This window comes from Paenibacillus sp. MER 99-2, from assembly GCF_023714095.1.
Lineage (GTDB): Bacteria > Bacillota > Bacilli > Paenibacillales > Paenibacillaceae > Paenibacillus.
In genome coordinates, this window is sequence record NZ_JAMAUZ010000003.1 from 412,454 (window position 1) to 434,338 (window position 21,885).

A 21,885-nucleotide genomic window follows, 5' to 3' on the forward strand; every position below is an offset into this window, starting at 1 on the left:
ATGGGGCGCGGGCTGATAAAGCTGCCGGGCATCCGGCCGGTACTGGCGCTGGCTTCAGCGCTGGTGCTGCTGCAGGCGATGACGATCATTATGCAGGCCAAATGGCTGGCACAGGCCATCACGGCTTTGTTTGAAGGTTCATCCGTAACAGAGCAGTACCCGGTACTGCTGCTGTTCCTGGCTGCTTTTGCCGCCCGCTATGCTATATCTTATTGGTTGCAGCTTGTAACCTCACAATATGCTGAGCGAACGGGAACCGATCTACGAAGACAGTTGGTGGAGCAATGGTTTCGGTTAGGCCCACGCTTTGCCAAGACGGAAGGCACAGGGCATTTGGTGACTTTGGCACGAGAGGGAACAGCTCAATATAAAACGTATTTGGAACTGTTCATTCCCCGAATGTTAGGGATGGGATTTATACCGATTGTGCTGCTGTTATACGTGTTCAAACTGGATGTGATGTCTGGTGTGATCCTCATGCTGACTCTTCCTATTCTGATCACGTTCCTCATCCTGGTTGGTCTGGCTGCGCAACGCAAAATAGATGGTCAGTTCAAATCATACAAAGCACTAGCCAATCACTTTGTCGATACCCTTCGTGGGTTAGAAACACTAAAAACATTGGGACAGAGCGAGCGGCATGCACAGACGATTATTCAGGTTAGTCAGCGTTACCGCAAAGCTACAATGTCTACGCTACGAATGGCGTTTCTTTCGTCGTTTGCCCTCGATTTCTTCACGATGTTATCGGTGGCTTCGGTGGCGGTTGGTCTAGGGCTCCGGTTAACGGAAGGACATATGCTGCTTGGTCCTGCGTTAACGGTCCTTATTCTGGCGCCAGAATATTTCTTGCCGGTACGGATGGTTGGTGCGGATTACCATGCAACATTGGATGGCAAGGAAGCAGGAGAAGCGATTCAGCGGATGATTGAACGAGGCAAGGAAGCAGAACGTGAGCAGAAGCAAGCTTACGATCAGATGATCCTGCATACCGAGAGGGAAAACAAGCCGTCAGCAACAGTGAAGATTCATCTTACAGATGTTCAGCGGTTGGCAGATCAACAGAAGCAATCGACTCAAGAGGGCGAGCTTCCAATACACAATGGGCTATGGAGCATGAGCAGTCGGTTGGCGCTCACAGATTTACAGGTGCAACATGAAGAGGGGGCTCCGCCATCGCTTACAGACGTAACGTTTCAGGTTACGGGCAGGAGCAAAGTTGGCATTATCGGAGCCAGTGGAGCGGGCAAGTCAACCCTGATTGATGTATTGGCTGGTTTTCAGTTGCCTACCTCCGGTCGCATGGTCGTTAATGGGAAACCCATATCGCCGGAGATGGTGAAATTGTGGAGAAGTCAGACTGCGGTCATTCCACAGCATCCCTATATTTTTAGCGGTAGTTTAGCGGATAACATTCGTCTCTATAGACCTGAGTCATCAAACGTAGAGCTGGCTGAAGCTATTGGTGCAGCGGGATTGAGTTCGCTGGTGTCGTCATTGCCACATGGAATGGATGAAATGATTGGTTCTGGCGGTCGACAGCTCAGCGGTGGACAGGAGCAGCGTGTGGCTCTGGCAAGAGCTTTGTTAGGTTCGAGACCCATGTTGCTATTGGATGAACCGACAGCACACCTGGATGTCGAGACAGAATATGAGCTGAAGCAGACGATGTTGCCGCTATTTGAAGACAAGCTGGTCTTCCTCGCTACCCACCGTCTACACTGGATGCTACATATGGACTGGATTATCGTCATGGAAGCTGGAACTGTGGCGGAGACCGGCACGCATGCACAATTGATGGCGCGTCAAGGCGTGTATTATCAGATGATTCAGGCTCAGATGGAGGCGGTGTAAGGATGCGAGCTGGATATCAATCAATAGAGACAGAACGTGACCACCACCCAGAGAGAAAATGGGATTGGATCACGCCTTATGTGAAGCAGTATCGCTGGAGATTTGCAGGGGTCATTGCACTGGGCACAACCGCGATGCTATGTGCTGTATTGCTGCTCTTCACTTCTGGATACCTCATCTCTGCATCGGCTCTCCGTCCTGAGAATATTCTGATGGTTTATGTACCTATTGTAGGCGTACGTGCCTTCGGGATTTTCCGAGCGGTGTTCCGGTACGTCGAGCGATTGGCTGGGCATGATGCAGTACTGCGCGTGCTTGCGGATCAACGCGTGAAGCTGTATCGAATTTTGGAGCCGCAGGCGCTATTTCTTCGTTCCCGCATGCAGACAGGGGATGTACTCGGAGCACTTGCAGAGGATGTGGAGCGTCTTCAGGATATCTATCTACGAACCGTCTTTCCGGCAATTACGTCGCTTGTGATCTACGCTGCTTCAGTGATTACTTTTGGCACGGTTGATGTTGGATTTGCGTGCTGGATGGGGCTGTATATGTTGTTCCTGATCGGTGTATGGCCTGTAATATCGCTGAAAGTCACTTGGAAGTTAAACGTGAGGCTGAAACGGGAAAATAGTAAGTTATACACTCGCCTTACGGATGGCGTTCTTGGTCTAGGAGATTGGATGGCGAGTGGTCGTGCTGTGGAATTTGTGCAACAACACGATGAAGCAGAGGGGCAGGCAGACTCCATTCGTCGTAGGTTGCGACAGTGGAGAAGATGGCGTGATCTCGTCGCACAACTTGTCATTGGGCTTATGGTTGTATCTGTCACGGTATGGGCAGGCGGTGAGGTAGCAGCGATGCAGCTGCCTGCAGTCATGATTGCAGCCTTTGTCTTGGTGTTATTCCCACTCACGGAAGCTCTACTTCCTGTGGCAGATGCTGTGGAGCATATTCCGCAATATCGTGAATCGCTGAACCGTCTGCATCGGCTTGAAGATCATGAGGAGCATGCCCTTCCGAAAAGGAAGAGAGATGACCACGAGCAGGAGATTATGAATGAGAATGAGACGAATCGACGTATTCGCTTGCGCATATCTCCTAAGCTGAGAGCAGACATCGAGATTAACCGTGTCAGTTACCGTTATCCTTCCAGTGATGCCGATGCTGTTCAAGAAGTATCTCTCGATCTTCCCCAGGGGAAACGATTGGCCATCCTAGGACGCAGCGGTGGGGGGAAATCCACACTCCTGAAACTAATCCAAGGTGCAATTGTACCAACGAGTGGGAAAGTACTCATTAATGGTTTAGATGTGCCAACGCTACATGAAGACATGACGGATGCCATTGCGGTATTGAACCAAAGTCCACATCTATTTGATACTACAGTGGCGAATAATCTCCGAATTGGGCGTCCGGATGCTACGAATGATGAGATTCGGCAAGTGGCCGCACAAGTAGGTCTGGCTGAGCTGATTGAGTCTTTGCCACAGGCGTATAATACGCCGATGCTGGAGACCGGTTTACGTTTCTCTGGTGGGGAGCGGCAACGGATTGCGCTCGCACGGGTTCTGCTCCGTGAGACACCTATCGTGATTTTTGATGAACCGACCGTAGGGCTTGATCCGATGACGGAACGTGCACTGATGCGTACAATTCTGGACAGCATGCAGGGCAAAACGATGATCTGGGTAACCCATAATCTGATGGGCGCAGAGCAGATGGATGAACTTATTTTTATGGAAAAGGGAAAGATCGTCATGCAGGGTTCTCACGAACAACTGCTGGCAAAGGAAGAGCGCTATCGACGGCTCGTTGAGCTTGATCGACCTGGATGGGCAGACCGACAGAAACGAGAGAGTCCATTACCGCCTGTAGCTTCCAGATAAGATTGCTGGAGGCAATCTTGTGGGGATGGCACGATGGTTCACTGGTTCGGTGAATAGTAGATTAGAAGGGCTATCCCGTAATGAAATGAACCCTAATATAGGAACAGGTTTTTATTAATTCACCTGTTTACTATATGGGGGAGCATATCAGACGGAGATAGCCCTTTTAGTGTTATTTTGGAAGTAATGAATCTGACACACGCTATTCGCTATCCTTTTCCCGAATCGGAGATCTAACGAATCATAGAGTCGTTAGATCGTTAATTCAGTGCATTTTGGAGTTTTTGACACCGTTTTATGACGGAATAGCGTTACTGAGGTTCGTTGAATGTTGTATACTCTAGGCCTCTACAAGCAAAAGAATAATAGACGATAGACAGAGGCATGTACTAACGAGATACAGTACGGCTACCACCTGTTTGTGGTTTAAGCCTGCACGGAGCAGCCGATAATGCGCCTGACTTGCATCTGCTTGATAGATTGCTTTGCCTTGGATGAATCGTTTGATGACAACAAAAATATTGTCAAAGATCGGCACGCCAAGCGCTAGAATTGGGATAAAGAGCGATAGCGTAGTGGCTTGCTTGAATGCTCCATCCAGAGCGATAACAGCGAGAATAAAACCAAGGAATGTAGCGCCCGCATCCCCCATAAATACTTTTGCCGGTGGTTTGTTGTACTTGAGATAAGCCAAGGTTACACCCACTAGAATAATAGACATGAGCGCAGAATCACTTTGCCCTTTGACAACTGCAACGATGAACAATGTCACTGCCGAGATTGCCGATAATCCCCCCGCAAGTCCATCCATACCATCCGAGAAATTAATAACTGTAGTTACACCGAAGATCCACAGAATCGTCAGTATGAACTGAAGCCAGATTGGGAGCATGATGTACTCGGAATTCAGTGGGTTAACGAACCCAGTAAAGGCGATTCCCGAAAGGAACACAAGCACAGCTGCGGAGATCTGAATAATCATCTTAGGTAGCGCAGGAAAGTCTTTCCCTTTGGTTTTGTACCAATCATCAATGGTACCAATCGTTAAGAGAAGTATACCGCCGGCCACGAGAGCCGCCGTTTCCCACGAGAGTTCTTTGGTAAACATAATATATGTAAGGAAAAATCCGACGAATATCGCGTAACTAGCTGTTAATGGAATAGGCTGTCTATGTAATTTTCTCTCCACGTCTTCACGTGGCTTGTCTACAAAGTCCAGGCGATGAGCCAAACGACTGAGCGGCGGAATGAGCACCAGCACGACAGCAAAAGACAACATAAATGCCACAAGATATATCATAACTTCTCTTCGTTCACTCCTATCTTCACATTTCCTCTTATTATACGAGCTTAGCAGGAAATCTGTCGATGTCATTATTGTAACCAGACTAGATTAAAACTGGTGTTACATGTCTGTTTTTGAGACGCGTCCTAGAGATTCTGAGGCAGATACGGAGCAAAGTAACGATGGGCAGCATCTGTATTGTAGCCATCATCCCCTTGCCAGGTTGCGACAAATATAAAGTCACCAGAGCCGCCTTTGCCTCTTCTCGGCTTATCTGTTGGAACGAGCAGACCAGCTGCCGCCCAAATCTCAAGTAGTGCATCCCGTTCTTGTTTGCTGGAAGGAAAGAGAGCTTTCCACAGCTTCTCAAGTGAACGAGCACTATCTTTCGGATCGCCAGTCTGTGCAGCTTCCAGAAGGCTAACCAGGATGGCTTGATCTTCAGGGGTAACCTCGGAGACGGCATCAGTGTCCTTATATAGAAGCTCCAGATCCATCAGACAGTAGAGAAGCCAGCCGTGGCGAACACCACCCCATTTGATCCGTTCAAAATTGAGCACATTCAAATCTGCGTCTACGTATTCTTGATCCGATTGAAGTCGCAAGAAATTACAATCTCCGCAGGCGCTAGTATTGGCGTGTACAGCACGCCGCTCGAGATAAGTGTGCAGAGGAAGCTGTGACGTCAATGCCCAACTGGACAGGGCACTGCGTAAATGTACTTTTTTGGTGGACAAACTATGTAGAAATGCAGTAACCACTCGTTCTTGGAGTGTATCGTCTTGATGAATTTCGTGCAATCGTTGCACAATTTCGTCATGCGTAATCGTCAGCGGATCGAACATAACGCCTTGGCTCTTGGCATATTCAAAGTCTTCCCCTGAGAAGGGAGTGGACATGGATTTCCAGCCTCCGCCGCCCCAGAACGTACTCATCAGTATCTTAGCTGCTTTCTTGTCCATACAGGATGCCTCCTTATTGTAGATGTAATTCAAAAAGTCCGCTTTTGATTACGAAGAATGCCTGACGGCATCTCAGCATCAAATATGGAATTCAGCCGAAATAAGTGGGATGCTTACGAAGTTTGTTTCCTTCGGAAACAATGTAGTTGCTCACGTAGGTTTACCTACGCTCCACTACTCCATTTCTAGCTTCATCCCATCTTCTCGGTACTGAAAACCGTCCTTTTTGAACACGCACTTATTGTAGTTGTAATTCAATCTAGGTTTTTTGATAAATAGGTTAAGTTGTTTAGTTTAGAGCGGTTAGATCCCTTATTCTTCTGCTGTATTCAGAATCATGTTTACAAGACCAGGAAACTGTGTGTTCAAATCGTCCTTTCGTAGGGAATAGAAGTGTTGCTTGCCTTCAATGCGTGGCTTAATCACGCCAGCTTCACGCAAAATTTTGATGTGATGGGACAACGTGGATTTCGATATACGATCTACTTCGAAGGCGGAACAGTTCTTCTCACCAGAGCTGGCTAAGCAATGTGCAATTTTCATACGAATGGGGTCACCGAGCGCGTTACACACTGTAGTCAGCTTCATTTCCGAAGCCATAGGAATAGTTGGAGTTCTCATATCTATGACGTTAGCATAATCAGCGTCTTCTTTCAATGTTTGAAAAATTTCGAACTAAGTATTGTTATAGGTTGTAAAGTGTGTTACATTTCTTTTTGTTCATTTCGAAAAAAATCGAACTAAAATATAAAGTTAGCCTATTAGGAGGATTACAATGACCACATTATTAAACAACTATTTCCGCTTATTCGATGCTTCCCGAGCAGATGAGCGTGCAATGCAAGATCTATTGTCCCTATTTACACCTGATGCAGAGATTGTATTAAACGGAACGAGCAGAAAAGGATTCGAAGGATTCATGAAGGCGTTCTATGAGTACAACAGTGATGTCAAACATATGTGGGAGAAATGGGAGCTTCAACCGGATGGCAGCTATCAGACGAATTGGGCGGTATGCGGGCAGTCTGCAGATGGTACCGTATATGCCAAAACAGGGATTGATATTGCCCGGTTGAACGACGCAGGACAGATTGTATATCTGGAGAACGTGCAGAACGATAAGGATGCCTTCAGTAAATATAATCAGTAATTTGGGTTAAGTATTCTCGGACGGCTAGGCGTCGCTTAGAAGCTGTTCTCCGAATTTGCTTTTGATGCAAAAAGTATGATTAACGGAACGATCCTTATTGATTATGAAACTTAGCTGAATTAATCCTAAGAAGACTGCCTGCAAAGGCAGTTTTTTGTATGCTTTTCTTAGCTGAGCTGAGAAGTGGAGAATGCTAATAGGGAGTAATGAGGTAATCATATCTGCTGTATAAGAGATTCGACATCGTTGTATGATATAATATAGACCAAATATATACAGCGGAGGTCTGAATTGGAGAAGAATATGAAATGGGGATTAGTCATTTTGGCGATGGGGGCAGGTAGTTTTTTTCTATCGCGAACTTCTTATGATGTGTTGAATGTGATCTATGACGTATCTGTTATCATCGCGATTATTCTTATTTACGTTTTAGTTTTTAGGAAGAAAAAACAATAAAAGACTGAAGCATGAATCCCAAAGCTCCATTAAAATGATGATTAGAATTACTATCCGCAAGACGTACGCAAGGCGATGACGTGAATAAGAGAGTGAGGTTGGCTATGTATCTTATTGCGCTGGTCACACTTGTTATTACAGGCTTGATAGCTATACTTCATATCGTATTTGATCTCAAGGCGTTGGGCGATGGCATTGCTCTATTCGTGAAAATATCTAATTTGTTATTTTGGTTATCCTTATTATTCTTTGTTCATAAGATGCCGACGAAACCAAGGGAAGACAGGAAATAGGAATCGCGAGACTAAACGTGTAACGAAGACACCATCTGCGTAACAAACACAACAACAAACAGGCTCCACTGTTCATCAGCAGGAAGCCTGTTATTTATGTTGTTCAGCTGTTCAATCGTTGGTTTCAGTCCTTGAACGAATGTTCTTACTGATGCATCGTTCTATTCTGAAAAGCAGCAATGTCCGCATATTCTTCCTCGAACTTACGGGATATGCGGATGAAGATCGGCAGCAGCTCACGATACACCCGAACATGCTCCTGATCTGGCTTATGCCGATGTGTCGAGCCGATCATCTCGGATACAACGCTGAGAGAATCAATCTCTCCAAGAGCATACAGTCCTAGCACTGCGGCACCAAGGCAAGAGCTCTCAATGCTCTCGGGAATGATCACATCCTGATCGAAGATATCGGCCATCATCTGACGCCAGAGCTCGGAACGAGCGAAACCGCCAGTGGCTTGAATTTTGGTGGGGCGACCAATTTTCTCTTCAATTGCAAGCATGACAGTATATAGGTTGAAGAGAACTCCTTCTAGTGCAGCGCGAATCATATGTTCCTTCTTGTGATGCAGCGTCAGCCCGAAAAAGGAGCCTCTAGCGCTTGGATTCCAGAGTGGTGCACGTTCACCCGTCATATATGGATGGAATAGTAACCCCTCCGAACCTGCAGGTACATTTTCCGCAACACGGGTTAGCACTTCATACGGATCAATCCCCAGACGTTTCGCTGTCTCAACTTCAGAGGCGGCAAACTCATCTCGAATCCAGCGGAAGATCACGCCGCCATTGTTCACAGGACCACCAATCACCCATTGATCCTCTGTTAGTGCGTAACAGAAGAACCGACCTTTCGGATCGGTTACCGGTTGATCCACGACAGTGCGGATCGCTCCGCTCGTACCGATGGTTACAGCTACAACACCAGGATCAATCGCGTTTACCCCTAGATTGGAAAGTACCCCATCACTAGCTCCAATGACAAATGGTGTGGTAACCGCAATGCCCATCTCCTGAGCATATTCTGGATGCAGTCCCTGACGGAGGACATGCGTTGTTGGTACAAGCTTTGATAGATGTTTCGGTGTAATGCCCGCCACCTGTAATGCTTCCTCATCCCAATCCAGCTTCTCCAGATTCATAAGCCCGGTCGCTGAAGCCATGGAATGATCAATCACATATTGGGAGAACAATTTATAGAAAACATATTCTTTCATGGAGATCAATTTGTGTGTCTGTTGGAACAGTTCCGGTTGATCACGAGTGAGCCACATGATTTTGGTCAAAGGCGACATTGGATGAATGGGTGTTCCTGTTCGAAGATAAATGTCATGACCATTCATATCGGACTGGAGCGCTTTCGTCCATTCGGCGCTGCGATTATCCGCCCACGTCATGGCACGCATCAATGGTTTGCCATGTGCATCCACAGGCAGAATGCTGTGCATGGCTGAACTAAACGAGACAAATAGGATCTCATCCGGGTTCACCTCCGCCTTGGAGGTAGCCTGTTTAACCGATGCGATGACGGCTTGAAAAATATCCTCCGCATCCTGCTCTGCGATGGCAGGTGTCGGGGTGTGCAGCGGATAATCCGCACTGCCTTGAGATACAATGGTTCCATTTTGCTTGAACAGAACCGCTTTGGTAGAAGTTGTGCCGATATCTACGCCGATCATATAGGGTGAAGAAGCCATTTTGTCATCCCTCTTTCTGCGGTATTTATCTACAGATAAGAATATCAGAGTTGAGGGATGGATCAAAATGTATTGATGCTTAGTCCTTCACCGCGCCTGCGGCAATATCGGAAATAAACTGACGGCTGATGAACAGAAACATAATGATCAAAGGGATAACGGCGAGCAGTGTACCTGCAATGACCATGGCATAATCCGTGTTGTACAGACCATTCAATTGCGAAAGGGCGATTTGCAGTGTGTATTTTCGCTCGTCTGTCAGTACGATCAGGGGCCACAGATAATCATTCCATACGCCAATGAAGGTGAATGCCCCAAGGAAAGCAAAGGCAGGCCGCAAAATGGGCAAAGCCACATTCCAATACAAGCGGAAGAAGTTGCACCCATCAATTCGACCAGCATCCAGCAGGTCGTTCGGAATGGACTCCGTCGCATACTGGCGAATCCAGAATATACCGAAGGCATTTACCATGCCCGGAATAATGAGTGCTTTGAACGAGCCGACCCAGCCAAACGTCGCCATGAGCACGAAGGATGGAACTAAGGATAGCTGCGAAGGCACCATCATGGTGGCGATAAGCAGCACGAAAAGCCATTTTTTCCCCGGGAATTCGAACTTCGCAAACGCAAATCCTGCCAAAGAATCAAAAAACAGTACCAATATAGTGACCATGCCAGCTACAAATAACGTATTGAGAAAAGCACCCCAGAAGTCAATCTGCTGCAACACACGCGTAATATTGTTCCACATCTCGCCCCCAAACCACAGCTTGGGTGGGAAAGTATAAATATCCGATGTTGTCCGTGTAGACATCACGATCAGCCAATAGAACGGGAACATGGAAATGATCATGCCCCCGATGAGTCCGATATACAACACTACCGATTTGAGAGATCTGGACGTCATGAGCACTACCCCCTTGTCATGGTCACATCAGGATGATTTGCCTTGAACGAGCTTCCAGTTCACGATCGAGAATAGAGCGATAATAAGGAACATTCCCCAACCTACAGCAGCACCATAGCCAAAGTAATTGTTGATGAACGATTCGCGGTAGAGATAGAGGACAATCGTCATACCGGCAGCGCCTGCACCACCATCGTTGCCTACGAGAATTTGTGGTTCCGTAAAGAGCTGCATGCCCCCAATGGTGGAGGTGATCACAGTAAACAGAATGACAGGTCGGAGCATCGGAATGGTGATTCGGAAAAAGGATTGAATGCTAGAAGCACCATCAATCTTGGCAGCTTCGTATAAAGTATGAGGAATGCTCTGTAGTCCAGCTAGGTAGATGACGGCATTGTATCCCGTCCAGCGCCAGACAACCATGGAAGAAATCGCGACCTTAATGCCCCATGGTGCATTTAGCCACTCGACCACGGGGAGTCCGACCGATTGCAGCAAATAATTGAGGAAGCCGTAGTTGTTGGCAAATAATGCGCCAAAGATGATAGCGACAGCAACAATAGACGTTACGTTGGGGAGGAAGTAGCCTACCCGGAAGAGGGTTTTAAACTTTACAAACGGTGCATGTAGCAGAAAGGCTACGATTAAGGCAAAGAAGAGCATCGGGATCGTCGAGTAGATCCAGATCATGAACGTATTGCCCACCGCTTGCCAGAACTCTACATCTGTCAGTAGATATTTAAAATTGTTCAGCCCGTTATACGTCATGACTCCGATGCCATCCCACTTATGGAAGGCTAGGTATAGCGAGAAACCAATCGGAAATAGACCAAAGACGGCAAATAGTAGGTAAAATGGAGAGATGGCGATATAAAGTGCCCGATGCTGCCAGATGCGTGACAGGAGTGACTTTTCTTGAATCAGATCTGGGCGTGCAGTTCCAGGGTCAGGATTCATTCGCGTCGTTTCGGTTGCGGCCATATCAATTCCTCCTTTGCGATTCACAATGACTTCGGATTTTGGTAAGACGATGATCCTACTTCAACCTTGATCAACATGGTCAAGGGAACCAAGCTGATCTATCGCTGAAGTTCTCGTTCAACGCGCTGTACCGTATCTGTCCACACTTGCTGTGGATCACTATTTTGCTTCGCAATGTCATTCAACCGCCGAGTAATGATATTGTGTACCGATGGATAACGTTCTCCGAAGAAAGCATCCGGAACCTGCTGTGCTGAGGCAGCAAATACAGGTCCTGTCGCTTGCCCACCGAAGAAAGGTTCCTCTTCCTTCATAGCTGGTTGATCGAATACCCCCGGTGCCGATGGGAATAAGTTTAACGTTTGATATTGCTCCAATTGATTTTCAGGGCTTTGCAGCCAGCGAATAAGCTCGAATGCTTCTTGGGGATGTTTACTGGATTTCAGAATAGATAGAAACGAGCCGCCGTTATTCCCATCTCCGCCAGGTGCTCGCGTTACACGCCATTGACCCGATGTATCAGGAGCAGCCTCCTGCAACACCTGTTTCATCCACACCGCACCGACAAATGAGGCAATCTCACCATTATTCATCGCTGCATTCCAGGTTGGCGTCCAGCCATCTGCATTGGCGAGCAGTCCTTTTTGCTTAAAGGCTACCGCAGTATCCCAGCTTTTGCGCACCAGAGGGGAATCCATGCCAATAAAGGAGCCGTCAGGTCGGAAGTAACGCTCAGTCCCTTGGGACAACACTTGGTTGTAAACGCTTCCAATATTATCGGTCAGAAAAACCTTGCCTCCGAGTGCTTCCTTCAATTTCTCTCCTGCTGCTGCATAAGCGTCCCAGCTATCCATTTGACGAGCAACCTCTTCCGGTTCTGAGGGAAGTCCGGCTTCCTTGAATAGATCAGCACGATAAAATAGTGCGGTCGGCCCGGTATCCATAGGGAATCCAATCATCTGTCCACTTGGCGTGACGCCTTGCTTCCATTTCCACTCTAAATATTGATCCTCTATTTCACCTGCTCCAAGGTCATACAAATTATAAAAGCGATCTTCACTGGGGAAAAGCTCCATGATCCAATCGTTTAGGGCTACGATATCCGGCTCACCTGAACGTGCGGCAAGTGTCGTCTTTAGCTTGGCTTTGAAATCACCGCCAATTTTCTGAGCAGTCAGCTCAATATTAGGGAATTTCTCTTTGGCCTTGGCAATCAGCTTGTCGTCAATAGAACGATTCCAATACCATAATGTAAGCGCTACCTTTTTATTGTTCGCTGAATCGTTTGGTTCCGACCAGATGGAGCATCCGCTCACCAGCAGGACGCAGACCAGGATGACAGCTACCCAGTATGTTCTTTTCCGGCGGATCATGTGCATAACCCCCTCATCGATATGTTCAAGGCATGATGTTACTTTGGACTACAACATAAGTGTATGAGTAGTTTCTAAACTCATACCCAATATTCCTCAAATGAAACAAGAATTTGTGACAATATGAGAAGTTATTCGGAAAGTTCATTGCACTTTTTTTAACAGTTACTTTAAATTTAAAAGTTACTTGACACATGATAATTTTTATTCTAAACTAACTTACATAAAGTAACTAATGATAATAACAAAAATATAGATACGTACTGTCCTATATATTTGCTCTAACACTCACACGAGAATGAAGATACATTCTCGGATAGTGCTGCCAGTGAATATACGTTCAATTAAACGTTTTACACGATAATGGAGAGGACAGAAATAACCTAAAGAAACGAAGTGTTCGCCTTTATCCCCGAATTTAATCCTTGGAGGAGTGATTCAATAAAATTTGGGGATAACAGCGATCGGAAGGTTATTCTGTCATCGGAATGGTTAGTGTTAACATTTTTAAGTTGAACTTATGTAGAGTACGATGAGATGGCTTAACAGGAGGAACAAACATGATTAATTCACATATTATAAAGCTACTTGCCCCTAAAATTCAGACTTTTCCGAGTGGAAAATACTTCATATACCTCGTGGGACCGATTAAGCTTCCGGTCAACCTGGATGGAGAGACACACACATTCCAGTGGTATAGCTGGTTGAAGTCTGATCGAGCGATGGAAAGTGGCGAACTGATTGAATCACTTGCTACGGCAGAGCTTGCAGAGCGTCAACAATCCAGCGTGTTGGTATACGGCGATTTCGCTGAAGCACAAGAAGCTTTGATTCGGATGCATAGCATCTGTCATACAGGCGACATTTTTGGCAGCAAACGTTGTGACTGCGGCTTCCAACTGGAGCAATCCATGAAGATGATCGCTGCTCACGGTGCGGGTGCACTGTTCTATCTTGCTAACCATGAAGGTCGCGGTATTGGTCTGTTCAGCAAAGCTATGGCTTATCTGTTGCAGGAAGAAGGCTTGGATACGGTCGATGCGAACCTGCAACTTGGATTCACTGATGATGCACGTAATTATGATGATGCGATTGCTGTATTGCGTGCGCTTCGTTCAACACCGGTTACTTTGATTACGAACAATCCTCGTAAGCTTGCTGCACTGCAAGAGGCGGGATTGAACGTAGGTGGACGTGTTCCGCTGTGGGGCGATCGTTCAGCCTTTAACGAAAAGTATCTGCAGACCAAAGTGAGCCGTTCTGGTCACTTGGCGGACGCGGATACGTTGCTTCCGCACGCACAAGCTTAACGTATACGTGTAGGCTGGTACCGTTTAGAAATGATCGACAAGGGTTTCGATAATGGAATGCTTATCGTTAGAGCAATGTGAGTTTAGATAAACGCTGCTGTCATCACCTCCTCGTGAGGGGACGGCAGCTTTTTTGGGTCTGAATAACCTGCATCGCTTGCCGTTAACAGAGCATGGAATATACAATATAGGCATCTGATTTACGTAGGGGGAGCCGCATGCCTTTTCAGGGACAGCGTATTTTGCCAGCTGCCAAGAGTATGAAGCAATTTGAAGCGATGATTGAAGGTCCGCATCAATATGGGGTAATGTTAGATACCCATATTGCGCAGCTTCAGAGCTTGCTGGATGAAGCGCGACGGCGAGACAAACAAATATTGCTGCATGCCGATCTCATCCAGGGACTCAAAAATGATGAATACGCCGCAGAGTATCTATGTCAGCACATTCGCCCAGCAGGGCTGATCTCAACACGAGCAAGTGTTATACAGAAAGCAAAGCAAAAGGGAATTACGGCCATTCAGCGAATATTCTTGCTCGATACCAATGCGCTGCAGAAGAGCTATCATTTGCTGACGAAGACTCAGCCTGATTTTATAGAGGTGCTGCCTGGCATTATTCCGCATATTATTACGGAGGTCTCTGATCGAACGGGCATACCGATCATTGCAGGTGGACTAATTCGTTCGGCTCACGAGGTGGAGCTTGCACTACAAGCCGGAGCAACAGCCGTTACGACGTCCAATACGGACTTGATCCGTCATTTTGGGGAATCGCTTACATAGTCATTAAACAGGAGGTTGTTTGGATGGAAAAATATATTATGGCGCTGGATCAGGGGACGACGAGTTCCCGAGCTATTTTGTTTAACCGGAATGGAGAGATTGTGCATACTGCTCAGCAGGAATTCCCGCAATATTTTCCCAAGCCCGGGTGGGTTGAGCAAAATGCGAATGAAATCTGGAGTTCCATCCTGGCAGTTATGGCATCATGCCTCGCGGAGAGCGGAATTAAACCAGCTCAGATTGCCGGAATTGGAATCACGAATCAGCGTGAAACGGTAGTTGTATGGGACAAAGAGACCGGGCGTCCGATCTATAACGCAGTTGTGTGGCAGTCCATACAGACAGCCGAGATCTGTGATGAGCTGAAAGGGAAAGGACTCGGCGATCTCTTCCATCGCAAAACAGGCCTGCTTATTAATCCATATTTCTCAGGAACTAAAGTGAAGTGGATTCTGGATCATGTGCCTGGTGCACGAGAGCGTGCGGAACAGGGAGAATTGCTGTTTGGCACGATTGATAGCTGGCTGATCTGGAAACTTAGTGGGGGCACACATATCACCGATGTGTCTAACGCTTCACGTACACTCCTGTACAATATTTATGAATTACAGTGGGATGAGGAAATATTGGATATTCTAGATATCCCGAAGGTGATGTTGCCGGAAGTACGCGGATCATCCGAAGTGTATGCATACACGACAGAATATCATTTCTTTGGTCATAAGATCCCGATTGCAGGTGCGGCAGGTGACCAACAGGCAGCGTTATTCGGTCAGGGCTGTTACACCAAGGGCAGTATGAAAAACACCTATGGCACAGGCTGCTTCATGTTGATGAATACAGGTGAGGAGCCTGTGCAATCCGATCATGGGCTTATTACTACGATTGCCTGGGGCATTAATGGCAAGGTAGAGTATGCCTTAGAAGGCAGCATCTTTGTGGCAGGCTCAGCGGTGCAATGGTTGCGAGACGGCCTTAGAATGCTGCGTTCATCACGAGATAGTGAAGATTATGCCGCACGTGTTCCATCGACGGATGGGGTATATATGGTGCCCGCCTTTGTTGGACTAGGTAGTCCTTATTGGGATAGTGAAGTGAAGGGAGCCGTATTTGGTCTGACACGTGGGACGACGAAGGAGCATTTTATCCGGGCTACGCTTGAAGCACTGGCCTACCAGACGAGAGACGTGCTTGCTGCAATGGAGACTGATTCGGGAATTGTGGTAAATGAACTACGAGTAGATGGCGGGGCGGCCGCCAATGATTTCTTAATGCAGTTCCAAAGTGATATTCTGGGCATTCCTGTCGAACGCCCTACGGTGAATGAAACGACTGCATTAGGTGCAGCATACTTGGCAGGGCTTGCTGTAGGTTATTGGAATAGCGCAGAGGAATTGAAGGATCATGAGAACACGGAGCGTGAGTTTCAACCGGTGATGGCACCTGAGCAACGAACCGAACTATATGCAGGTTGGCAGCGGGCGGTAGCGGCAGCAATGGCATTCAAATAAGTGGTAATAGGCAAAAAGGGGATTTGCACTTTATCATTAAACATATGGAATAGCTGATATTTACTGGTGGAAAATGATGCATAAATTACAGGGGATATCTTCCTGTGTAACAAAATCCATATACCCACTATTAGGAAAAGTTAAGCCTTAGTGGTTCAGTTTGAAAATCCATCCTTGTCATTATGAAAAATTTAAAATTTTTTTGAATAATGTGTCATTTCAGGACTTCACGCCGTTCAAAATGTGTGTTAGGATTGGGTTACAAGTTAAAAAATGATGTCTGGAGATCGGGAGAGACCACGTACCGCTCAGCAATTGCTGTAGCGAATGACGTGGTCTTTTTTTTGTTCTTTTGCGGATAAAATAAAGGGAATGAATGGGAGTGAGACGGATGACGGCTTCTTTCTCAGCGATCAATCGTACGGCATATTTGCAAGACATGGCGAATGCACATTTTGACATATTGGTTATTGGAGGTGGCATCACGGGAGCAGGTATTGCACTGGATGCAGCTTCCCGTGGATTGAAGACAGCCGTTGTGGAAATGCAGGATTTTGCGGCGGGAACCTCCAGTCGTTCCACCAAGCTGGTTCATGGAGGTCTGCGGTATTTGAAGCAGTTTGAAGTGAAGATGGTCGCTGAGGTAGGTCGTGAGCGAGCTGTCGTATATGAAAATGGACCGCATGTGACCACACCTGAACCGATGTTGTTGCCGATCTATACGGCAGGTACTTTCGGTCGGTTCAGTACATCCCTGGGATTAATGGTGTATGACCGATTAGCCGGCGTGAAGTATAGTGAACGGCGCAAAATGTTAAATGCCGGGGCAACAGCAGACATGGAGCCTTTACTGGGCAAAGAGGGACTGTTAGGCAGCGGACTTTACGTTGAGTATCGCACGGACGATGCAAGGCTGACCATTGAAGTAATGAAAGAAGCGGTACGTTTTGGGGCGCAGGCTGTGAACTATGTGAAAGCGGACGGATTCATTAAAGAAAACGGTCAAATCATCGGTATCCAGGCGACGGATCAAATTCATGGTCATTCTTATCAGCTTCGAGCAAGCAAGGTCATCAATGCTTCAGGTCCGTGGGTGGATGAGCTGCGTAAGGCGGATGGTTCCCGTGAAGGCAAGACTTTACAGATGACCAAAGGCATTCACTTAGTGTTCGACGGTTCACGATTTCCGTTAAGGCAGGCGGTTTATTTTGATACACCTGACGGAAGGATGGTATTTGCGGTTCCGCGAGATGGCAAAACCTATGTAGGCACAACAGACACCGTGTATACGGATGATCCGGCACATCCATTGATTTCTGAATCTGATCGAGATTACGTGATCCATGCGATCAACGGCATGTTCCCTCAGATGAATATTCGTGCGGAGGATGTAGAGTCTGGCTGGGCAGGGGTGCGCCCACTCATCCATGAAGAGGGTAAAGATCCCTCTGAAATTTCTCGTAAGGATGAGGTTTGGGTATCGCCTTCAGGGCTGATTACGATTGCTGGAGGTAAATTAACGGGGTATCGTAAAATGGCTGAAATGGTCGTAGATTTGGCTGCTCGCCAGTTGGAGAAGGAAACAGGGCGATCGGTGAAGGCGTGCTTGACCAAAAAGATGCCGATCTCCGGAGGCAATGTAGGCGGTTCTGCTGGATTCGAATCCTATGCAGAACGTAAAATTAAGGATGGCGTTGCACTTGGGTTAGAGCGCCGTGCGGCTGAACGGCTGGCACGTACCTATGGTTCGAATGTGGATGCTCTCTATGATCGGATGCCCGATCCACGAACGAAAGCCGAGTGGCATGGGTTGCCACCGGAGCTGTTGTTAATGCTCAAGTATTCGATAGAAGAAGAAATGACGGTGACTCCTGCCGATTTCTTCGTAAGGAGAACGGGTGATTTATTTTTCCGTATTAACGAAGTTCGAGCGTGGAAGACCGCTGTTGTTCGTTATATGAGCGAACGTTTATTGTGGACAGATGAACAGACAGAAGGGTATAGACAGGAACTGGATCGCTTGCTGCTGGAGGCATCTGGCAAAAAGTAAGGCAGGATTTCGACACTGGGGGTCGAATGGAACATGTAAGCGCGTAATTTAGAAAGGGGCTACATCCATGACATTGCAGATCGGAATCATTGGAACAGGTTGGTTCAGTAAGGTTCATGCAGATATTCTAGCAAAAATGGAAGGTGTACGTGTCGCTGCCGTTCTTGGTACAACACAAGAGAAAGCGGAGGCAATGGCTTCTGTATATGATGCTGCTGGTTATGGTGAGCTGGAGCATATGTTGGACGGTCAGAAGTTAGACGCTGTCTACATCTGTGTACCTCCAATGTCTCACGGTTCAATAGAAGCTGAACTGATCCGTCGTAACATCCCATTCCTGGTGGAGAAACCACTCAGCACAGGCATGGATATCCCGAAACAAATCTTGTCACAAGTACAAAAGACGGGATTGCTAACCTCCGTAGGCTATCACTTCAGATACCAGGAGGCAGCTCAGGTACTACGGGAAGCGATGCAAGAGCAGACCGTTGGAATGGCGCTTGGACGCTGGATGGGCGGCATGCCTGGCGTGGCTTGGTGGCGTAGACAAGAGGGCTCCGGAGGTCAATTCGTAGAACAGACTACACATATTGTGGACTTATTACGGTATTGCGCAGGTGAAGTGACCGAGGTGTATGCTGTTGCCGCTCAGCGTATTATGCATGAGAAGCACGACCATGTTACAGTATCGGATGTAGCTAATGTTTCCATCAAGCTGCAGAGTGGTGCGATTGCCAGTATTGCGAACACTTGCCTACTCCCCGATGGTGAGGGTGGTGCAGGGCTACAGTTCTATACCGAAGCAGGCGTGTGGGATTGGACACCGGAACGTCTTCTGCTTCCGAGTGCGGCTCGTCATGCAATGGCAGGACAGGAAATTCCGGCAGGGCATAATCCATATGAACGGGAAAATGAAGCATTCATCCACGCTCTTCGCACAGGGGATCGTTCACGCATTCTCTCCGATTATGCAGATGCATGTCGCACCCAAGAGATTACGACCGCAGCATTAGCGTCAGCCGAGTCTGGATTGCCCGTGCAATTACAGCCCCTGAAGGAGCTTTCTCATTAAAGCGCAGGTAAAGCTCGTTAAAGCGTAATTCATATTCTTTGATTATTAATTAAATTACATCGGTGAATATAAAGGTAATGAAAGACGCCTGACAGCGGAAGTGATCCGAGGATCTACCGCAGTCAGGCGTCTTCGTGTTGCACATATTTATTCAGCCAATCGCTAAGCAAGCTCAATAACGACAATTACTTTGGCGGATAAGATGGCTTAACCAACTGGATGATGCTATCGTTTCAACCATTCAGACGACCATCCATAAATCTGATTAATGACGGGTTCAATGGCTCTACCTTTAGGTGTTAGCTCGTATTCAACCCGAGGAGGAATTTCAGGATACATATGCCTTGTGACAATGCCTTCCGTCTCCATCTCTTTCAGACGCTCGGATAATAGTCGTCCGCTAATAGCCATCTCCGATTCAAGCTCCGTAAACCGTTTGGGTCCAGATAAGAGTTGATACATGATCAACAGCACCCACTTCTTACCGATAATATCCATGGCTTGTGTGATCAGACAGGGACTTGGGGACTTCACTTTTCTCAATCTCAACGTGTTCACCTCGATTCAAGGAAGATAGATGACATAGTTCATGTATATAAAGAATTGGCTCTCTGCCACTCTAACGAAAATAAAGGACAATCAAGTCAACGCAAGTTACTAAGTTACTACTAATAATACTGTAACATACCTTTTGTACGTATTATACACCATTTATCAAAAAATTACTTGATTAAATAATCTTATTATTATATACTCACTTCATAAAAGTAAGTTAATGATTTTTAGTCTGTATTATATGTATACATATAATTATGCTGGGATGTATCACCTTTAGCTGAAGCGAAAGATAGAGTTACCTCGGTAACCTTTACATAGAATGAAGACGAAGAGACCTTTAAATTGAAGTACGATTAGTACAACAACTAACATGACATATTAAAACGGAGGAACATACATATGAGAATTTTAGGATATATTTTATTAGTTGTGCTTGCAGGTGTATTTGTAATGACGGGGTATAACAAGGTTGTGGGTGCGGATATGATGGTACAGACCTTTGACAGCTTCTCTTATCCAAAATGGACCATGTATCTGATTGGCGGTGTTGAGCTTCTAAGTGCCGTTGGATTGTTAATTCCACGTACCCGTGTTCTGGCTGCTGGCTTGCTGACGTTTATCCTGATCGGGGCTGTAGGAAGCCACTTGATCTATGGACAGTATGGAGCTATTCCTTTCCCAGCGGTGCTGCTGGTGGCTAATATTGTTGTTCTGATTGTGAGTCTGCGTCAGATGGAAGATACGGATATTGAAGCGGTACAAGCTTAACGTTCAATTTCACATAGTCATATCAAAGAGAGGATTGCTGTAAGATAAACAGCAATCCTCTCTTTGATTTATGTCCGTAGAACCGTCCGCCGCAAAGGCTAATCACAAGCATGGTGAATGGCTCGGTTCATAGACTACGTTGTGCACGTGTAATGATTCGCCGTGTATGCTTAGTATCCGATTGTTCAGCCCAGTTGTTACATATCTGACGAACCCAATCAGGATTGGACTTGCTGGCATCGTTCAGCCAGTTACTGACGGAGTCTTGTACGTATTTAACCGTATCTGACTTTACATGCTCAAGCAGGGGGAGGGCGAGCTCGGGTTGCTCTTTTAGCTGCTGAATATGTTTGGACCAGACACCATGCGGTCTTATCACTTCTATGGCGAAGCGTCGAATAAGTGGGTCTGGGTGGGTTACCCAGTGGGTGAGGAGTTCTAATGCTTCTGACAGCTCGGCGGTGACAGGGGATCGAACGGCCATCCAGGCGATTTCTCTCACGCCAAAATGATGATCAGCTGCAAATGGAGTGATTCGCTCTAATTTATCTGCTAGATTCAGACGAGAATCTAATCCAATGATATATGCAGCCCAGCAGCGTACACCATCGGATTGATGCTCTGCAAGGGCAGAGAAGAGAGAAGATCGCCCCTGAAAATCTTGTTTATCCATAATTTGTAGCCATCCACTGGCAATAGCGGGAATGATCTTCATAATACGATGCTCCCTCATTTGAGCTATCTGTTCAATGATTTCATGGCTCTCGTTAGGTATTCCCCTTTCAAGAATAATCTGTTGAAATAGCAGCAGATGATCAACGGCCAGCCATTCCGTGAGATTCACAGATTCGATCTGCCCGGCTTGTAATAGCTGAAGGACATGCTTCGGGATGTCCTTGGCTGTGCGTGCACCTTTTCTCGAAAGAATGCCTTCAGTTACAGGCTGAACTGTTTTGTGGTTCATTACAATATGCCTCCTTAAAAGTAT

Annotated in this window: 18 protein-coding genes; 9 read left to right on the plus strand and 9 right to left on the minus strand. The window is 46.8% G+C overall.

Annotation, left to right across the window (positions count from 1 at the left end; all coding sequences use genetic code 11):
• Positions 1-1,854: a thiol reductant ABC exporter subunit CydD gene (gene cydD, locus M3636_RS16865; RefSeq protein WP_251383290.1), complete on the plus strand. Its 1,854-nt coding sequence runs from the start codon at positions 1-3 to the stop codon at positions 1,852-1,854.
• Between the two features lie 2 nt (positions 1,855-1,856).
• Positions 1,857-3,740 (plus strand): thiol reductant ABC exporter subunit CydC, encoded by a 1,884-nt coding sequence (cydC, locus tag M3636_RS16870; protein ID WP_251383291.1) that lies wholly within the window; start codon positions 1,857-1,859, stop codon positions 3,738-3,740.
• Positions 3,741-4,080: 340 nt separating this feature from the next.
• Here cydC and M3636_RS16875 read toward each other — a convergent pair whose 3' ends face one another.
• From M3636_RS16875 to M3636_RS16885, 3 genes are all read right to left on the minus strand, one after another.
• Complete coding sequence (locus M3636_RS16875) at positions 4,081-5,040, minus strand: MraY family glycosyltransferase (protein WP_128103964.1); 960 nt, start codon at positions 5,038-5,040, stop codon at positions 4,081-4,083.
• Positions 5,041-5,171: 131 nt separating this feature from the next.
• Positions 5,172-5,987 (minus strand): hypothetical protein, encoded by an 816-nt coding sequence (locus tag M3636_RS16880; protein WP_251383292.1) that lies wholly within the window; start codon positions 5,985-5,987, stop codon positions 5,172-5,174.
• 312 nt (positions 5,988-6,299) lie between these two features.
• Positions 6,300-6,608 carry an ArsR/SmtB family transcription factor gene (locus M3636_RS16885; protein ID WP_128103962.1) on the minus strand — a complete coding sequence of 103 codons (309 nt, stop codon included), beginning with the start codon at positions 6,606-6,608 and terminating at the stop codon, positions 6,300-6,302.
• 154 nt (positions 6,609-6,762) lie between these two features.
• Between M3636_RS16885 and M3636_RS16890 the strand changes: the two genes are divergently transcribed.
• Positions 6,763-7,137, plus strand: coding sequence for a nuclear transport factor 2 family protein (locus tag M3636_RS16890; protein WP_056701823.1), 375 nt, complete (start codon positions 6,763-6,765; stop codon positions 7,135-7,137).
• A gap of 894 nt (positions 7,138-8,031) precedes the next feature.
• Here the strand turns inward: M3636_RS16890 and gntK are convergent.
• The 4 genes from gntK to M3636_RS16910 all read right to left on the minus strand — a co-directional run bounded on the left by gntK (position 8,032) and on the right by M3636_RS16910 (position 12,843).
• A complete protein-coding gene (gene gntK, locus M3636_RS16895) occupies positions 8,032-9,582 on the minus strand; it encodes a gluconokinase (protein ID WP_251383293.1) in 1,551 nt (516 codons plus the stop codon).
• Between the two features lie 79 nt (positions 9,583-9,661).
• Complete coding sequence (locus M3636_RS16900) at positions 9,662-10,489, minus strand: carbohydrate ABC transporter permease (protein WP_251383294.1); 828 nt, start codon at positions 10,487-10,489, stop codon at positions 9,662-9,664.
• 27 nt (positions 10,490-10,516) lie between these two features.
• A complete protein-coding gene (locus M3636_RS16905) occupies positions 10,517-11,446 on the minus strand; it encodes a carbohydrate ABC transporter permease (protein WP_128104643.1) in 930 nt (309 codons plus the stop codon).
• A gap of 122 nt (positions 11,447-11,568) precedes the next feature.
• Positions 11,569-12,843 carry an ABC transporter substrate-binding protein gene (locus M3636_RS16910; protein WP_145407133.1) on the minus strand — a complete coding sequence of 425 codons (1,275 nt, stop codon included), beginning with the start codon at positions 12,841-12,843 and terminating at the stop codon, positions 11,569-11,571.
• 560 nt (positions 12,844-13,403) lie between these two features.
• Between M3636_RS16910 and M3636_RS16915 the strand changes: the two genes are divergently transcribed.
• From M3636_RS16915 to M3636_RS16935, 5 genes are all read left to right on the plus strand, one after another.
• Positions 13,404-14,153 (plus strand): GTP cyclohydrolase II, encoded by a 750-nt coding sequence (locus tag M3636_RS16915; RefSeq protein WP_251383295.1) that lies wholly within the window; start codon positions 13,404-13,406, stop codon positions 14,151-14,153.
• Positions 14,154-14,371: 218 nt separating this feature from the next.
• The gene (locus M3636_RS16920; RefSeq protein WP_251383296.1) at positions 14,372-14,938 is read left to right on the plus strand and encodes a glycerol-3-phosphate responsive antiterminator; all 567 of its coding nucleotides are present in this window, start codon (positions 14,372-14,374) and stop codon (positions 14,936-14,938) included.
• 23 nt (positions 14,939-14,961) lie between these two features.
• Positions 14,962-16,449 carry a glycerol kinase GlpK gene (gene glpK, locus M3636_RS16925; RefSeq protein ID WP_251383297.1) on the plus strand — a complete coding sequence of 496 codons (1,488 nt, stop codon included), beginning with the start codon at positions 14,962-14,964 and terminating at the stop codon, positions 16,447-16,449.
• A 391-nt stretch (positions 16,450-16,840) separates the two neighbouring features.
• Positions 16,841-18,499 (plus strand): glycerol-3-phosphate dehydrogenase/oxidase, encoded by a 1,659-nt coding sequence (locus M3636_RS16930; RefSeq protein WP_285858986.1) that lies wholly within the window; start codon positions 16,841-16,843, stop codon positions 18,497-18,499.
• A gap of 67 nt (positions 18,500-18,566) precedes the next feature.
• Complete coding sequence (locus M3636_RS16935; protein WP_251383298.1) at positions 18,567-19,571, plus strand: Gfo/Idh/MocA family protein; 1,005 nt, start codon at positions 18,567-18,569, stop codon at positions 19,569-19,571.
• A 225-nt stretch (positions 19,572-19,796) separates the two neighbouring features.
• On the opposite strand, the gene M3636_RS16940 is transcribed toward M3636_RS16935, so the two are convergent.
• A complete protein-coding gene (locus M3636_RS16940) occupies positions 19,797-20,069 on the minus strand; it encodes a winged helix-turn-helix transcriptional regulator (protein ID WP_128104642.1) in 273 nt (90 codons plus the stop codon).
• 459 nt (positions 20,070-20,528) lie between these two features.
• Here M3636_RS16940 and M3636_RS16945 point away from each other — a divergent pair, with 459 nt between their 5' ends.
• On the plus strand, positions 20,529-20,897 hold the full coding sequence (locus tag M3636_RS16945) for a DoxX family protein (protein ID WP_128103954.1): 369 nt from the start codon (positions 20,529-20,531) through the stop codon (positions 20,895-20,897).
• A gap of 127 nt (positions 20,898-21,024) precedes the next feature.
• Here M3636_RS16945 and M3636_RS16950 read toward each other — a convergent pair whose 3' ends face one another.
• Positions 21,025-21,861 (minus strand): DNA alkylation repair protein, encoded by an 837-nt coding sequence (locus tag M3636_RS16950; protein ID WP_251383299.1) that lies wholly within the window; start codon positions 21,859-21,861, stop codon positions 21,025-21,027.
• Positions 21,862-21,885 lie beyond the last annotated feature (24 nt).

What these genes read in the sequence shown, in the direction of transcription:
- cydC (WP_251383291.1), top strand. Translation starts at nt 1,857, where the DNA reads ATGCGAGCTGGATATCAATCAATAGAGACAGAACGTGACCACCACCCA.
- M3636_RS16910 (WP_145407133.1), bottom strand. Translation starts at nt 12,843, where the DNA reads ATGATCCGCCGGAAAAGAACATACTGGGTAGCTGTCATCCTGGTCTGC.
- M3636_RS16950 (WP_251383299.1), bottom strand. Translation starts at nt 21,861, where the DNA reads ATGAACCACAAAACAGTTCAGCCTGTAACTGAAGGCATTCTTTCGAGA.
- M3636_RS16880 (WP_251383292.1), bottom strand. Translation starts at nt 5,987, where the DNA reads ATGGACAAGAAAGCAGCTAAGATACTGATGAGTACGTTCTGGGGCGGC.
- M3636_RS16915 (WP_251383295.1), top strand. Translation starts at nt 13,404, where the DNA reads ATGATTAATTCACATATTATAAAGCTACTTGCCCCTAAAATTCAGACT.
- M3636_RS16890 (WP_056701823.1), top strand. Translation starts at nt 6,763, where the DNA reads ATGACCACATTATTAAACAACTATTTCCGCTTATTCGATGCTTCCCGA.
- M3636_RS16940 (WP_128104642.1), bottom strand. Translation starts at nt 20,069, where the DNA reads ATGGATATTATCGGTAAGAAGTGGGTGCTGTTGATCATGTATCAACTC.
- M3636_RS16905 (WP_128104643.1), bottom strand. Translation starts at nt 11,446, where the DNA reads ATGAATCCTGACCCTGGAACTGCACGCCCAGATCTGATTCAAGAAAAG.
- gntK (WP_251383293.1), bottom strand. Translation starts at nt 9,582, where the DNA reads ATGGCTTCTTCACCCTATATGATCGGCGTAGATATCGGCACAACTTCT.
- M3636_RS16885 (WP_128103962.1), bottom strand. Translation starts at nt 6,608, where the DNA reads ATGAGAACTCCAACTATTCCTATGGCTTCGGAAATGAAGCTGACTACA.
- M3636_RS16900 (WP_251383294.1), bottom strand. Translation starts at nt 10,489, where the DNA reads ATGACGTCCAGATCTCTCAAATCGGTAGTGTTGTATATCGGACTCATC.
- M3636_RS16930 (WP_285858986.1), top strand. Translation starts at nt 16,841, where the DNA reads ATGACGGCTTCTTTCTCAGCGATCAATCGTACGGCATATTTGCAAGAC.
- cydD (WP_251383290.1), top strand. Translation starts at nt 1, where the DNA reads ATGGGGCGCGGGCTGATAAAGCTGCCGGGCATCCGGCCGGTACTGGCG.
- M3636_RS16945 (WP_128103954.1), top strand. Translation starts at nt 20,529, where the DNA reads ATGAGAATTTTAGGATATATTTTATTAGTTGTGCTTGCAGGTGTATTT.
- glpK (WP_251383297.1), top strand. Translation starts at nt 14,962, where the DNA reads ATGGAAAAATATATTATGGCGCTGGATCAGGGGACGACGAGTTCCCGA.
- M3636_RS16875 (WP_128103964.1), bottom strand. Translation starts at nt 5,040, where the DNA reads ATGATATATCTTGTGGCATTTATGTTGTCTTTTGCTGTCGTGCTGGTG.
- M3636_RS16920 (WP_251383296.1), top strand. Translation starts at nt 14,372, where the DNA reads ATGCCTTTTCAGGGACAGCGTATTTTGCCAGCTGCCAAGAGTATGAAG.
- M3636_RS16935 (WP_251383298.1), top strand. Translation starts at nt 18,567, where the DNA reads ATGACATTGCAGATCGGAATCATTGGAACAGGTTGGTTCAGTAAGGTT.